Raw genomic sequence first — 14,207 nt, 5'->3', positions numbered from 1 at the left:
CACTCTCATTAGTAATCTTCCACCGAGGCTTCTGTTTACTAAATCCCGTTCGACTTGCATGTGTTAAGCACGCCGCCAGCGTTCGTCCTGAGCCAGGATCAAACTCTCAATTTAATGTTTGTTTGAAGCTAGCTTTTCAGCTGACTTTTGCTTTTTTATTCTCACCGAATTATTGTTTGGTTTGTACTTCTCTCAAAGTATTTACTTTATTTAATTTATTAAGGTTCTATAGTTTGTTGTCTTAATGACAACTTTCTTCGCACTTTCGTAACGACTTTGTTAGTATATCACACTAACTTTTCTTTGTCAACACTTTTTTTCGAAATATTTTTCATTCAAAATGTGTTTTCTTGAAATGTTACTTTAGTGAACTATTATAGTTTACTATCATCATTTCATTTTGTCAAGTGTTTTGTAAAACTTTTTTTATTTTCGTTTTACATGCATTACTTGCTTTTGAGTAATTTAAAAAGCACTTAACTCAAAGTGCTTATTTATAATATCAAGGTTTTTATTTTTTGTCAAGTGTTTTTTTGTTTTTTATTTTAAAAATAGAATTTGTTTGTAAATGCTCTATTGTATTATGCTTAATCGACTTAGATGATAAGGATGCTACAAGTATTCCAAGAGCTATACTGGCGGCAAATAACATTGCATTTCTCGCATGTGAAAAAGCTAGTTTAGAATTTTGCTGAATTGTGTAATACATTGTGTAATACATATCTGCCCCTGGAACCAAAGAAATTATTCCTGGTATTACAAAAACCGTGACTGGCATGTGAACTTTTCTTGAAGCTATCTCTCCTATTATTCCTACGGCAATTGATGCAAACAGAGCTGCGATAAATTTGTTGTTTAAAATCATTGTTAAATATTTGTAAACAAACCACGCTACAAATCCAGATACCATAACTATTTTATAAGATCTTTTTGGTGAATCGTAAAATAGTGAGAATCCTAATGTGGCAAATGATGAAATGATTGATTCTATAATTATATATAACATTAAATCGCCTCCATCATAACCGCAAAATACAATATACTACCAACACCTAGAGCTATACTCAACGCTGTAATCACAGCGTTAATCATAGAACTTATCCCAGATAATAAGTCCCCACTAAGTACATCTCTTACAGAGTTTGTGATGGAAACACCAGGAACAAATGGCATGATACAACCAACGATAATACTGTTCATATCCAAAGCCACATTAAACATTCCAAAAATTTTCAATGTAAATAAAGTTAGAAATGTCATAAACGCAACTGTAATATATGTATTAACAAATTGTGGGTTTTCTTTTCGTTGAAAAAATCTAAAAACTAGCATTTCTAATATAGATATAAAGAAAGCTACGACAGGTTCAATAATGCCACCTACTAATAAATGTGCGAATAATCCTGAAGCTGCGGATGCCCCTATGATGTACAATTTTTTATCTACAGCTCTATTATCTATTTTGTTTATTATTTCTATTGATTCATCCAAAGTGTACACATCTTTTACAAAATTTCTGGAAAAATTATTGATTTCATGAATTTTCCACAAATTTGTAGCCTTTGGAATTGTTCTTCTCATAGTAACAAGATCTCCAAAATCAAAACTCAAACATATAATGATACATGTATAAGATACAAATACATTTATTTTATTAACTTTTTGAATACTTTTACTCATTCTAAAAGCTGTATCTTCTACACGATATGTTTCTGCACCACTCTCGAGCAAAATTCTTGCAGTGTCAGCGACGACATCCATTAGATTTTGGCAATCTTCTTTTGTTTTAACAAATTGCAAAATATCTCCTCCAGTATTAAAATTATAACATATAGGAGGCAATTATGGATATTATCAAAAACAGAAGATCGAGAAGAAAATTTACATCTAAAAAAGTATCACTAGAAAATATGAAAAAAATCGTAGAAGCTGGAACCTATGCTCCAACCGGTATGAATAAACAAGACAACATAATCGTCGCTATTTCTGATGATAGTACAATCGAAAATTTATTAAAATCCATCAGAAAGCACTTAAACAATGAAAACTACAACGGATTTTATAATTGCAAAAATATAATTTTGATTTTGAGTCCACACGATAACAGAAATAGAAAATTCGACTGTGGATGTATAATGCAAAATATGATGTTAAAAGCTTGTGAATTAAATGTAGCAAATGTTTGGATTAATCAATTTTATGATTCTTATGATAGCAAACATATTAGAAAATTCTTAGAATCTATAGACATCGATGATCATTATGAAATAACTTGTGCACTTGCTTTAGGTCACAGCGAAGAAACCCCAAAAATCAAGCCAAACAAATTTAAAACTAAATTTATCTAAAAAAAAGATCGATTGAATTCTGACTCACAATCAGTTTTCAATCGATCTTTGTATTTTAGAAGTTATCGTAATAAATTCTGTCGTCAGTTACTCCAACTTCGTTCAATGCTTTTGTCAAAGACTCTATCATTCTTGGTGAACCGCATAGGTAAGCTGAGCTGTTCTTACCAGTTTCTTTGCAATATTTCTTGATTGCATCGTCAGCATGTCCAGTTTCTCCTTCCCAATTCATTTCAGGAGTTGTTCTTGACAATACTGGGATAAATTTGAAATCGTACAAATCTTCTTCAAATTCTTTCAATTCATCTAACAAGAATAAATCATCTGGAGTTTTGGCCCCAAAGTAGAATCTTGCTTTTCTCTTAACATCATGATCTCTCATATGGTTAAGGATAGATCTTATTGGTGCGAAGCCAGTTCCAGCTGCTCCCAATATAATTTCAGTATCTTCATCATGATAGTAGAAATCACCATAAGGACCATTAATAGTAACCTTATCGCCTTCTTTAAGAACTTTGTGGCAATAAGTTGTACAGATACCCTTGGTATAACCAATTAACAATTCTATATGTTTTTCATCTCTAATACTAGATGCAATAGAATATGCTCTGAATACTTCTTCATCTGATCCCTCATATCCATCGCCTTTTGGATATTCTTCTGCTTTTAATTGTACATATTGACCTGGCTTAAATTTGATTGTTTCTCCTTCTGGAAGTTCAAATCTAAACTTAGTTATTCTATCAGTCAAAGGTAACTTTTCAACAAGAGTTGTTTCGTATTCTTTTACATTAAATAATTCTTCTGGAATTTGAATCGAAATATCTTTTTTAACTTTTACTTGACAAGATAATCTAACGCTATCGTTAAGTTCATCTTCTGTTAACATTGGTTTTTCTGTAGCAAGTACAGGACCTGCTCCATCCAAAACTTTTACTTTACAGTAACCGCATGATCCCTTTCCACCACAAGCTGATGGAATGAATACTTTTTGGTTTCTAAGTGTAGATAATAAACTATCTCCACCATCTACCGTAAATTCTTTATCGTTATTAATAGTTAGTTTTACTTCACCATAATCTGCAATGTATTTATCTGCAAATGAAAGTAGCAATGCAAATAATGCACATAACACAGACACTACAATTGTTGTTATAATTATTTGTCCCATGATTCCTCCTTATGATATTTGAACTATACCAGAGAATCCGATGAATGCCATCGCCATGATTCCAGTTATAATTAAAGTTAGAGGAGATCCTTGGAGACCTTTTGGTACAGATGAATCTTTGATTTTGGATCTAATCCCTGCCATTGATACAATTGCTAGCATCCAACCAAGTCCACTTCCTATTGCAAATCCAACTGTTTGCAAGAAGTTGTAGTTTCTGATTACCATGAACAAACTTACACCTAAAATCGCACAGTTTACTGTGATAAGTGGCAAGAATATTCCCAATGCGTAATACAAGTTCGGAATGTATTTTTCCAAAATCATTTCCAATAATTGAACAAATGCTGCTATCGATATAATAAATATTATATATCTCAAATATTCTATATTAAATCTAACAACTAATTTGTATAAGAAAAAGTTGATTATAGTTGTGATTGTCAATACGAATGTTACAGCTATTCCTAATCCTGTTGCAGTTTCAATTTCTTTACTTACTGCTATGAATGAACACATTCCCAAAAAGTTTGAGAAAATCATGTTTGAAGTAAAGATTGATGCAAAAAATATAACTAAAGGACTAATTGTCATTACTTAGCATCTCCTTCCTTTTTTAGATGAGCATTAGCAATCCACATAACAATAGGTAAAATGAAGAATGCTGCTGGTGGCATAACCATCATTGTCCAAGGCACAAAACTTTCAGGCATTATTCTGAATCCAAATACACTACCGAATCCCAATAATTCTCTGATTAAAGCTATAAGCACAAGTACTACAGTATAACCCAAACCTGATGCCACACCATCTACAAAACTACTTACAGGATCGTTACTAATAGCAAATGCTTCTGCACGTCCCATTATTATACAGTTGGTAATAATCAATCCAACATAAGGTCCTAATGTTTTACTCATTTCTGGCATGTAAGCCTTTAAGAAAATATCAACTATTATTACGAAGAACGAAATAATAAATACTTGAACCATCATACGAATGTGTTTTGGAGTTACTTTTCTAAGTAAACTAATCAAAAACGATGAACATCCTGTAACAAACGCTAGGGCGAGTCCCATAACCAAGGAGTTCATACACAAGTTTGTTACTGCTAATGTGGAACAAATTCCAATAACTTGAATAAGAACAGGGTTGTCATCAAGCAATCCATTTTTCAATAATTTGGTATATTTATTTGAATTAGCCATTATTTACCTCCATTCTCAATAAACTCATTCACATCTTCATTAATCATATTAACAACAAATGTAGATGTTTGAGTTGCACCACTTATAGCATCAATGTTACCGCCGTTTGCTGGTTTATTGATTACAATTTTACCGTCAACTGGCTTTGAAATATCCAAATCTCTATATTGGTTTTTGTATTCATCTTCTGTAATACGTCCACCCAAACCAGGAGTTTCGTCTTGTTTAATGAATTCTATTCCAACAAGTTTTTTCATATCTTTACTTATCCCTACATATCCACTGATTGAACCCCAAAGACCAGGTCCGTTGATAGGAACTGCATAAGCTTTTTCTTCGCCATCTTGTTTTAAAATGTAAAGTTTATTGCCTTTATAGTCTTCTTCTTCGACATTGTCTTTAAAAGTCTTGTCAATGTTTGATGCAGAAGTATCTTCAGGTAAGATATTAAATACATTTAAAATTTTTTGTTTTAATTCGATATCTTGATTGAATTCTATTGTAGGAGTTGTAACATGATTTAACAAAGCCAACGCTAATGTCAAAACTAGTGTCAATCCCAACATAAAAATTACTGGATATACAACTGATTTTTTCTTAGCCATTAACCTTGACCTCCTTATTTGCTTTTGCTTTTTTATTAGCTTGAACTTTATTTACACAATAATCAATTATTGGTGCAAAAGTGTTGCCAATAAGAACTGCAAACATAACACCACCTGCAAATAGTGCAAATCCTCTTATAATTACAGTTACAATTCCTATTATGAAACCATAAATCCATTTACCAATTGGAGTCTTAGCTGCAGATACTGGATCTGTTGCCATGAACACTGTACCGAATAAGAATCCTCCCATTAACATTCCGTAAATAGGATTAGGAACAGAGGTTACACCTACTGCGTTAAAAATTAAACTTAATGTGCAAAAACCAAGCACACTTCCTGCCATAATTTGCCAACTTGCAACTTTTTTATAAATCAAATAAATCGCTCCAATAATAATCAAAACTTTGCAAGTTTCACCGATAACGCCAGGAATTTGTCCTAAAAGCATAGTTGGAATTGTTTCAAATGCTGAGTTAACCTTAAATGCTGTCATTGGAGTTGGTTGTGTCATAGAATCCAATGATTGAGTTAAGTAAGTTCCAAATCCTCCAGGAAAACCACCTACAGCTTTGTTCCAATAAATAGTCATTTGTTGAGGAAAATTAACATAAATAAATACACGAGCCACTAAGGCTGGATTGAAAACATTTTTTGCAAATCCTCCAAAAACCATCTTCCCGAAAAATATACCAAACGCTATACCAACCGCTGAAATCCAAAAAGGAATAGATGGTGGTAATGTCATTGTATACAAACAGGATGTGACAATAGCTGCTTCAGATATTTTGTTTCTTTTGAATATCTTCGCGTTAGATAAATACTCAACAAGGCATGCAACAATTATGTTTAGCAAAAACAAAGCTAACACTCTTAGCCCATAAAAATATATCGCCACTACAGCAATCGGCAAAAGAGCAAACATAACAGGATGCATCATTTTTTGTTTCATAAAATACTTATTATAAAACTCTTTCAAACCTTTCACCCCTTATAAAATTTTTTATATATAAAATCCATAAAATACGGATTTGTTTTCATAAATAAAAGCTTTTCATTATGTACTTAAAAAAATATTTCTTTTATTTATCATATCATAAGCCCTCTCAAAATCAATGATAAAATTTGTTATTTTTAATAAGTACAATATCATGCACCAAATATATTGACCATATATAATATACCCATTTGATTAAAAAATATTTAACACGTATCATTTTTTAATAAAAAAATCGATCTAAATTAATAGATCGATCTACTGTTCTTGATTCAGTTTTATAAGACTGTTGTTTTTCTGATAATTTTTACGATTAGTCTTCACTAATAAAAAGTATAGCCCTGCAAAAGGAACCGCTAAGTAAAATGTAACAAATCTATTGATTGCCATAATACTAAATGCCAATGATTTTGGCATAAAAGAAGAATACACAAGCATCATGCTACCTTCGATAACTCCTACACCTCCAGGAATGTGAACACTTTCGAATGAAATTGTAACCACAGCTTGAATCAGAACCAGAGTCATAAAATTATATGAATTTAGTCCAAATGATTTGTATAAGATTGCAGGAATTGCAAATGAAAACAAAAGCATCGGCATCGAAATGCACAATAATTTCGCAAAAACTTTTTTGTTATTTATCAAAAATTTTCCGAAATTTTTGTGTTCTTCAATTGTTTTTGTAATATCTTCTTCTGATTTACTGAAACGTTTCAAAAGTTTAAATTTAGAAAATACCGTATTAAAAAATCTAATTACTCTAGCCGCCAATTCACTATCAAACATCAAAAATCCTATTCCGATTACCAAGACCAATTGACACACTATTCCATAAATAACCAAGTATTTAAATTCAGAAATCGCCGCAATTTTACCTACTAATCCAAAAATCATTGCTACAAAGAAAATAATTACCATAGACAAATGATAAATCCAATTAAAAGAAAGTAGTGAATTAATTGTAGTCAATGAATCAATGTTATCCGTTCTCATTGTGTGATATTGCAACGGTTGTCCAAGGCTACCACCTGGAGATATCATACTAAAAAAATAATCCGTAAATGTATATCCGAAGCACCTTTTAAACGATACATCATAACCTTGTATACTTAGAAGATATTTGTATGATATAGCTTCCAGTAGAAAAAACATAAACATAGTCAAAACACATGCTGCTATGAAAACTGGTCCTATCTTTTTTATTACGTCAAAAGCATCATCTGCTCCAATTTTATTTTTTATGAAAAAAATTACTCCTACACTAAATGCAAATACTAAAATTGCTCTTAAAATTGTGTTTTTGTTTTTCATCTTCCACCTCATATGATATAAGTATACCATTAGTGTAGTACAGTTTGCAATTAGTTTTTTTCATTGTTGACTTTTTGTATACTTTTGAAAGTAAAAAGCCTACCGAAATTAATCAGTAGGCTAATTCGTTATTTTCTTATAACTTCAATTCTAACATTTTCTCCATTCAAATCAACATCTTCACCATCTACATTTTCATCAATAATTATATCGACAGTCAATGTTTCATCTTTTATGAAGTCTTCATATTGTTCAATTGCTTTTTTAATATCATCTGTAGGATTGATTTTGATGATGATATTATCTAAAACATCAAAGTCATTTGATTTTCTCATTTGTTGAACTTTACTTACAAGTTCACGCGCATATCCTTCCATCAATAATTCATCAGTGATTTCTGTGTCCAAGATTACAAAATAATCTCCTTGCATTGTCACATCGAAGCCTTCTTTTGAATTAATTCTTACATCAACGTAATCTCTCTTAATGTCGATGTCTTCATCGTCTAATTTAATATTCAAATCTGATTTGTCTAGTTTTGATACGAAATCCTTGGCGTTTATATCTTTCAAATAATTTCCAAAAGATTTGATGTGTTTACCAAGAATACTACCTGAAACTTTGAAGTTTGGTTTTAGTTCGTAATTCATAAATTCAGACAAATCCTTCTTGTATTCGATATCTTTTAAGTTGATTTCTTCTTTGATTAAATCCTTGAACTCTTCAATCTTATCCTTAAATCTTTCATCTAGGACGATTTTCTTCAATGGTTGACGAACTTTAATATTCACTTCTTCACGAGAAGCTCTTGCAAGAGTTACAAAAGTTCTTACCATTTCCATCTTTTCTTCTAATTTATTGTCGATTAAATCTTCATTTACCTTATCGAAATAAGCTAAGTGAACTGATTTTTCGCCTGTTAAATCGTGATACATTTCTTCTGCTATAAATGGAGTAAATGGAGCAATTAATTTTGTAAGTCCAACTAATATTTCGTAAGTTGTGTTGTAAACAGCTTTTTTGTCATCATCCATTTCTGTTTTCCAGAATCTTCTTCTGTTACGTCTGATGTACCAGTTTGATAAATCTTCTATTACAAAGTTAGAAATTTCTCTTGCAACTTTTGTATATTCAAATTGATCCATATTTTCAAAGTAGAATTTTTGTAGATTTGTAAACTTAGACAAAATCCATTTGTCAATTACAGCTCTGTCTTCGTATTCTACAAAATATTCTGTAGGATCTGTTTCATCAGTTGTTGCATACATTTGGAAGAAGTTATAAGTGTTTCTGAATGATCTGAAGAATTTACTTTCAACTTCTTGTAAACCACTTACATCGAATTTTGTTGGAATCCATGGTGGTGATACATAAAGTGAGTAGAATCTAACAACGTCTGCTCCATATTTATCGAATAATTCGATTGGATCAATTGTGTTTCCTCTGGATTTACTCATTTTCTTTCCATCTTTATCCAAGATTAAATCATTTACCAAAACATTCTTGTATGGTGCTTTTCCTGTAATCATTGTAGAAATAGCTAACAATGAATAGAACCATCCACGTGTTTGGTCGATTCCTTCGTTGATGAAATCTGCTGGGAACACTTTATCAAAATCATCTGTATGTTCAAATGGCCAGTGTTGTTGTGCAAATGGCATAGCTCCAGAGTCAAACCAAACGTCTATAACGTCTTTTTCTCTAGTCATAATTTCGCCACATTCTGGACATCTAATATGAACGTCGTCAACGTATGGTCTGTGAAGTTCGATATTTTCATCTATATCTTCAATAGCTAACTCTTTTAATTCTTTTCTTGAGCCAACAGAAAGTGTATGATCACATTTATCACATTTCCAAATATTTAATGGAGTTCCCCAGTATCTGTTTCTAGAAATTGCCCAGTCTTTAATATTTTCAAGCCAATTTCCAAATCTACCTTCTCCAACATGTTCTGGATACCAATTTACACCGTTATTGTTCTCAACTAATTTATCTTTTAATTTGCTAACTTCAATGTACCATGATGGTTTTGAATAATAGATAAGTGGTGTGTGGCATCTCCAGCAGTGAGGATAATTGTGTTCAATTTTTTGTTTCCTAAATAATTTGTTTTCTTCTTTTAATCTTTGTAAAACTTCTGGATCTGTATCCATAACATGTTGACCATCCCATGGACCGCCAACGAATTTTCCTTCTTCATCAACAGGATTGATTAATGGCAAATCGTATCTTCTTCCTGTTTGATAGTCGTCTTCCCCAAAAGCTGGCGCTGTGTGAACAATTCCTGTACCATCTTCAACAGTTACATAATCTGCCAAAGTCACATAAAATGCTTTTTTGTTAACATCATAAATAGGTAAAAGTTGTTCGTATTCCATATACTCCATGTCTTTACCTTTTAATTCTTTGATTAAAGTGTAGTCTTCGTCTTCGTGACCCAACAAATCGTGTGCTTTGTTTTTTGCAAGATATATTTTTTCGCCGTCTTTTTCTGCCAAAATATAGTCAATATCTGGATGTACTGTCAAACAAACATTTGATGGCAATGTCCAAGGAGTTGTAGTCCATGCCAAGAAGTACTCATCTGCATCTTTTCTTTTGAATTTAACATATGCTGTTGTAGTTTTGATATTTTCATATCCTTGTGCAACTTCGTGTGATGCAAGACCGGTACCACATCTTGGACAATATGGAAGGATTTTCGCTCCTTCATAAATCAATCCGTCCTTGTACATTTTGTCAAGCAATGCCCATACTGATTCAATATAATTATTGTCCAAAGTAATATATGGATCATCCATATCCACATTGTATGCCATTCTATCTGACATTTCTTGCCATTTTTCTCTGTAAGAAAATACAGATTTCTTACATTCTTCGTTGAACTTTTCTACTCCGTAATTTTCGATTTCTTTTTTATCGTGAAGACCAAGCTTCTTTTCAACTTCAATCTCAACTGGAAGACCATGAGTATCCCAACCAGCTTTTTTATATACTTTGTATCCTTGCATAGTTTTATATCTGCAAGTCATATCTTTTAAAGTTCTACTTATAACGTGATGAATTCCTGGCTTTCCATTTGCAGTTGGAGGACCATCGTAAAATACATATCTATTTTCTTCATCTCTACTGTTGTAAGTTTCATTCAAAAGATCAATCTCTTTCCAATACTTACTAGTAGCCTGTTCACGTTCTTTAACAGGTTTCTTAGAAAGCTCCTTAAACTTTTTCATAAACAAATCTCCTTATAAAATAATTAAAAAATCCCTTGGAAAATTAATTCCAAGGGACGAATAAACCGCGGTACCACCCTAATTGTGTTAACCTCTCATTTCTTATAACGTCAAGTAATACGCACAGACCTATTAGATCTGTGAGCTTCTTTCAGATGATTCGAATATTTCTTAATTTATCCCTCTCACCAAACAGGATTCTCTGTAAAATCAATCAAAATATTCCGTTCTGATCACAGCTTTTAATAGAATTATAATAATATATTTTTAATAATTTGTCAAATATTTATGAAAATTATACAAAATTTCCCACCCTAATGCCAATAAATTGTTTTAAAAATGCTATAATAATATAAAGGAGTGATTAAAGTGATTACAACAACAATTGTATTATTTTTATATGTAATAAATGCAATAGGATTGTGGAAAATGTTTGAAAAAGCTGGAATATTTGGATTGTGGAGTTTTGTACCATTATTAAATATCTGGCTATTGTTCAAAATAGTTTATGGAACAGGAATCGCATCCCTGGCACTACTAATTCCAATAATAAATTTCTTTGTAATTTTGCATCTAAACTACTCACAAGTAAGAGTCTACGGACAAGAGGATTTGCTTTTCAAAATAATTTCAGTATTCTTTCCTCATCTTACAAGAGTATATATTGGATGGAGTGAGCTTGAATATATCGGACCCCTTAGATCTTTAGGTTAGGAATTAAAAATGAAAAACTTTAAAAATTTTAAAATCATTGCATTAGCTTTTGTATTATCGATTTTCATATCACAACCAACATCAGCTATAAAGCAAATCGAAAAAGCTTCAATTGAAGGAAAAAATAGATACGAAACAGCAATACAAATATCAAAAAAATCTTATCCAAAAACATCCGACAAAGCTATAATCGTAAATTCTGAAAGAATAGCAGATTCGTTGTCTGTAGGAGTGTTGGCACATAAAATAAATTGCCCGATACTTTTAACAGATTTTGCTAAAATTAACCAATCTACATTAAAAGAAATCCAAAGACTTAAATCTACAAATATTATACTTGTAGGCGGCACTCAAAGTATTTCCAAATCACAAGAAACAAGTCTAATAAAACAAGGTTATAATGTAAGAAGAATATCTGGAAAAGACAGAATTGATACATCATTTGAAATAGCAAAAGAACTTTCTAATCTCAACCAAACAAAACAGTTCGACAATGCATTTGTAGTTCACTCTACCAAATCAATCGTAGATTCAGCAAGTGTCAGTGCAGCTGCATGTCGTATGAATAGTCCAATTTTATTTGTAGGAAATGATCTAAAATCATTTAAAGAAAAATATGCAAACTATACATTCAATAACACATATCTAATAGGCGGAGCTACAGCAAAATTATTCAAAAATTTCCCAAATCCAATAATCATTTATGGGAAAAACAGAAATGATACAAGTATGAAAATAGCCGACACATTTTTCAAAAATTCAAAATCTATTTTCTTAGCAAAAAACGGCGATCAAAGATTTTCTGAATTGATAGACTGCGTAACAGTAGCACCATTTGCAGCTAATGAAAAAAGTCCGATAATATTTGCATCAACAAAAAACAATCTAACAAAAACAGAGAAAAATTTCTTCAATAAATTAAATCCAAATAAAATAACATTAATCGGTGGTGGACTTCATCATAAATATGATGAAATAATCGGAAAAACTCCACCTAAAAAAGACTACGTATTATTAAATGTTGCACAAATCAACCAAAACAAAGCAGGTTTACCAATGGGATGCGAAGCGGCATCACTACTTCAAAGTCTACACTACAAAAACATCAAAACTAACACGAATATTAACCAATTTATAAAAGAAATGCCACTAGCAAAAGACAACAACCCAAATCACGGATTTGCAGGCTCTCCTTTTAATATCGATGAAAGAATTTACCAATCAATTTTACCAGAACCTCTAACAAAATGGGCAAACAGATACGCAAACGCAGAAAATATTTCTGGCAAATCCTCTGAATATATAAGAGAAGAAATTTCAAAAGGAAATCCAGTAATATTCTTTGCGACATACAAATTTAGAAATCCAACATTTAAAGATTATTTCTGGGGAAAAAATGCCCTCTACAACGCACACGTCATGGTAGTTGATGGCTATGATAAAAACAGAATGCATATCGTAGACCCAGCAGAAGATAAGCCAAACGGATATTGGATATCCCGTTCACTTTTCGATAAAAGATACAACATCAAAAAATACGCCGTCGTTGTGAGATGACTTTATAGTAAATACAATAAAAGCCACCGTATGGTGGCTTTTTTCATTAGATTATTTTCTAATCTCAATAAATTTTATTCATAGTAAGTTTGGAATTGTTGTACTAATTGAGCTGCGATTACACTTGATGGTCTAATTTTAGCTAATTCTTGTTTTGCACGGTCAATTGCTTTACCAACTTCTGCTCTCTTATCGCCATGTCTTCTTGCTTGAATAGCTTTGTTCATAGCTTCTTTTAAAGCTTCTATTTCAGTTTTACTTGCTCTGTAATCTTCACTGTTTAGTGCTTCGAATACTGCTTGGTCTAATCTGTCTCCTAATTGATAAATTTCAGCTACTGTTTCTTGTGGTCTAAGTCTCATTAATGTAATTTCGTGAATTTCTGCATTTAATTTGTCAATTACTGCTCCTGACATGTTTTTTAATTCATGATATTTTAATGATCTAGCTTTTGCTAATTTGTGATCCAAATCAGATCTTACATAGATATTTGCAGTATCATTTAATCCTGCATCTGGGTAGCTTAATAATTTTTGTGATAATGCTTCGAATTGTGCCATGTAAACTTTCATATCTTCAACTGTGTGGAATGGAGATGCTGCAATAACAAATCCTCCGAAGATATATTCAGCGATTTCTGCGTGAGCTGCATCTACTTTGTATCTTAATTGAGTTGTAGCAAATCTGATTGCTCTTCCCATTCTACCTAATAATAATAATCTTTGTGGAATAGATGATAAATCATAAATATCTGCTACTCCCATTCCTACTGCTGTTTGGTCAATTTTGTCGCTAATTTCAAGAGAAGTTTCGTTAAATTTATCAACCATTTGTTTTTCGTCTTCTCTTTTAACTTGGATTGAGTTTACTTCGTTTTGAATTGATTTGATTTGTCTTTTGTAAACTTCTGCTTCATCAATTCCTAATTTTTCAGTTTCTTCTGCTCCTTGAACGATTTCAAGTTTATCTTCTTGTGCATAAGATACTGCTGGTGCTACTGTTCCCAATAACATACTAGATAGTAATACTACTGATAATGCTTTTTTTAACATATTTT

General features: G+C 31.6%; 13 protein-coding genes and 1 rRNA gene. 3 read left to right on the top strand and 11 right to left on the bottom strand.

Annotated elements, in window-relative coordinates; genetic code table 11:
* From ACU68W_RS06865 to ACU68W_RS06855, 3 genes are all read right to left on the bottom strand, one after another.
* A 16S ribosomal RNA gene (locus ACU68W_RS06865) occupies positions 1 to 114 on the bottom strand; the annotation flags it as partial.
* Positions 115 to 511: 397 nt separating this feature from the next.
* On the bottom strand, positions 512 to 1,006 hold the full coding sequence (locus ACU68W_RS06860) for a threonine/serine exporter family protein (RefSeq protein WP_094205969.1): 495 nt from the start codon (positions 1,004 to 1,006) through the stop codon (positions 512 to 514).
* Entirely contained in the window at positions 1,006 to 1,800 is a 795-nt protein-coding gene (locus ACU68W_RS06855) for a threonine/serine ThrE exporter family protein (RefSeq protein WP_094208846.1), read from the bottom strand. Before ACU68W_RS06855 ends, ACU68W_RS06860 begins: the two co-directional genes overlap by 1 nt.
* Before the next feature lie 44 nt (positions 1,801 to 1,844).
* Here ACU68W_RS06855 and ACU68W_RS06850 point away from each other — a divergent pair, with 44 nt between their 5' ends.
* Positions 1,845 to 2,348 carry a nitroreductase family protein gene (locus ACU68W_RS06850; protein WP_094223629.1) on the top strand — a complete coding sequence of 168 codons (504 nt, stop codon included), beginning with the start codon at positions 1,845 to 1,847 and terminating at the stop codon, positions 2,346 to 2,348.
* Positions 2,349 to 2,403: 55 nt separating this feature from the next.
* On the opposite strand, the gene ACU68W_RS06845 is transcribed toward ACU68W_RS06850, so the two are convergent.
* The 7 genes from ACU68W_RS06845 to ileS all read right to left on the bottom strand — a co-directional run bounded on the left by ACU68W_RS06845 (position 2,404) and on the right by ileS (position 10,879).
* Positions 2,404 to 3,519 (bottom strand): NADH:ubiquinone reductase (Na(+)-transporting) subunit F, encoded by a 1,116-nt coding sequence (locus ACU68W_RS06845; RefSeq protein ID WP_094205972.1) that lies wholly within the window; start codon positions 3,517 to 3,519, stop codon positions 2,404 to 2,406.
* 9 nt (positions 3,520 to 3,528) lie between these two features.
* Entirely contained in the window at positions 3,529 to 4,113 is a 585-nt protein-coding gene (locus tag ACU68W_RS06840; RefSeq protein ID WP_002837117.1) for an NADH:ubiquinone reductase (Na(+)-transporting) subunit E, read from the bottom strand.
* The gene (gene nqrD / locus ACU68W_RS06835; protein WP_094205973.1) at positions 4,113 to 4,727 is read right to left on the bottom strand and encodes an NADH:ubiquinone reductase (Na(+)-transporting) subunit D; all 615 of its coding nucleotides are present in this window, start codon (positions 4,725 to 4,727) and stop codon (positions 4,113 to 4,115) included. Before nqrD ends, ACU68W_RS06840 begins: the two co-directional genes overlap by 1 nt.
* Complete coding sequence (locus tag ACU68W_RS06830) at positions 4,727 to 5,332, bottom strand: FMN-binding protein (protein WP_094224904.1); 606 nt, start codon at positions 5,330 to 5,332, stop codon at positions 4,727 to 4,729. Before ACU68W_RS06830 ends, nqrD begins: the two co-directional genes overlap by 1 nt.
* Positions 5,325 to 6,320 (bottom strand): RnfABCDGE type electron transport complex subunit D, encoded by a 996-nt coding sequence (locus tag ACU68W_RS06825; protein WP_242430483.1) that lies wholly within the window; start codon positions 6,318 to 6,320, stop codon positions 5,325 to 5,327. Before ACU68W_RS06825 ends, ACU68W_RS06830 begins: the two co-directional genes overlap by 8 nt.
* A 267-nt stretch (positions 6,321 to 6,587) precedes the next feature.
* Positions 6,588 to 7,643, bottom strand: coding sequence for a lysylphosphatidylglycerol synthase transmembrane domain-containing protein (locus tag ACU68W_RS06820; protein ID WP_278725593.1), 1,056 nt, complete (start codon positions 7,641 to 7,643; stop codon positions 6,588 to 6,590).
* A gap of 128 nt (positions 7,644 to 7,771) precedes the next feature.
* Positions 7,772 to 10,879, bottom strand: a complete 3,108-nt coding sequence (gene ileS / locus ACU68W_RS06815; protein ID WP_446756317.1) for an isoleucine--tRNA ligase — start codon at positions 10,877 to 10,879, stop codon at positions 7,772 to 7,774.
* 369 nt (positions 10,880 to 11,248) lie between these two features.
* Between ileS and ACU68W_RS06810 the strand changes: the two genes are divergently transcribed.
* Positions 11,249 to 11,593: a DUF5684 domain-containing protein gene (locus tag ACU68W_RS06810; RefSeq protein ID WP_094207361.1), complete on the top strand. Its 345-nt coding sequence runs from the start codon at positions 11,249 to 11,251 to the stop codon at positions 11,591 to 11,593.
* A 9-nt stretch (positions 11,594 to 11,602) separates the two neighbouring features.
* The gene (locus tag ACU68W_RS06805) at positions 11,603 to 13,150 is read left to right on the top strand and encodes a cell wall-binding repeat-containing protein (protein WP_446756316.1); all 1,548 of its coding nucleotides are present in this window, start codon (positions 11,603 to 11,605) and stop codon (positions 13,148 to 13,150) included.
* A 74-nt stretch (positions 13,151 to 13,224) separates the two neighbouring features.
* On the opposite strand, the gene ACU68W_RS06800 is transcribed toward ACU68W_RS06805, so the two are convergent.
* Complete coding sequence (locus tag ACU68W_RS06800; RefSeq protein ID WP_102164646.1) at positions 13,225 to 14,202, bottom strand: CAMP factor family pore-forming toxin; 978 nt, start codon at positions 14,200 to 14,202, stop codon at positions 13,225 to 13,227.
* Positions 14,203 to 14,207: the final 5 nt, after the last annotated feature.

The organism is Finegoldia sp. P2-F-LR, from assembly GCF_052932265.1.
The sequence above is the reverse complement of the archived record's forward strand: the minus strand, read 5'-3'. Positions and strand labels throughout refer to the sequence as shown.

Coding starts and splice junctions, on each gene's coding strand:
- ileS (WP_446756317.1), bottom strand. CDS start 10,879: ATGAAAAAGTTTAAGGAGCTTTCTAAGAAACCTGTTAAAGAACGTGAA.
- ACU68W_RS06850 (WP_094223629.1), top strand. CDS start 1,845: ATGGATATTATCAAAAACAGAAGATCGAGAAGAAAATTTACATCTAAA.
- ACU68W_RS06840 (WP_002837117.1), bottom strand. CDS start 4,113: ATGACAATTAGTCCTTTAGTTATATTTTTTGCATCAATCTTTACTTCA.
- ACU68W_RS06860 (WP_094205969.1), bottom strand. CDS start 1,006: ATGTTATATATAATTATAGAATCAATCATTTCATCATTTGCCACATTA.
- ACU68W_RS06845 (WP_094205972.1), bottom strand. CDS start 3,519: ATGGGACAAATAATTATAACAACAATTGTAGTGTCTGTGTTATGTGCA.
- ACU68W_RS06800 (WP_102164646.1), bottom strand. CDS start 14,202: ATGTTAAAAAAAGCATTATCAGTAGTATTACTATCTAGTATGTTATTG.
- nqrD (WP_094205973.1), bottom strand. CDS start 4,727: ATGGCTAATTCAAATAAATATACCAAATTATTGAAAAATGGATTGCTT.
- ACU68W_RS06820 (WP_278725593.1), bottom strand. CDS start 7,643: ATGAAAAACAAAAACACAATTTTAAGAGCAATTTTAGTATTTGCATTT.
- ACU68W_RS06805 (WP_446756316.1), top strand. CDS start 11,603: ATGAAAAACTTTAAAAATTTTAAAATCATTGCATTAGCTTTTGTATTA.
- ACU68W_RS06830 (WP_094224904.1), bottom strand. CDS start 5,332: ATGGCTAAGAAAAAATCAGTTGTATATCCAGTAATTTTTATGTTGGGA.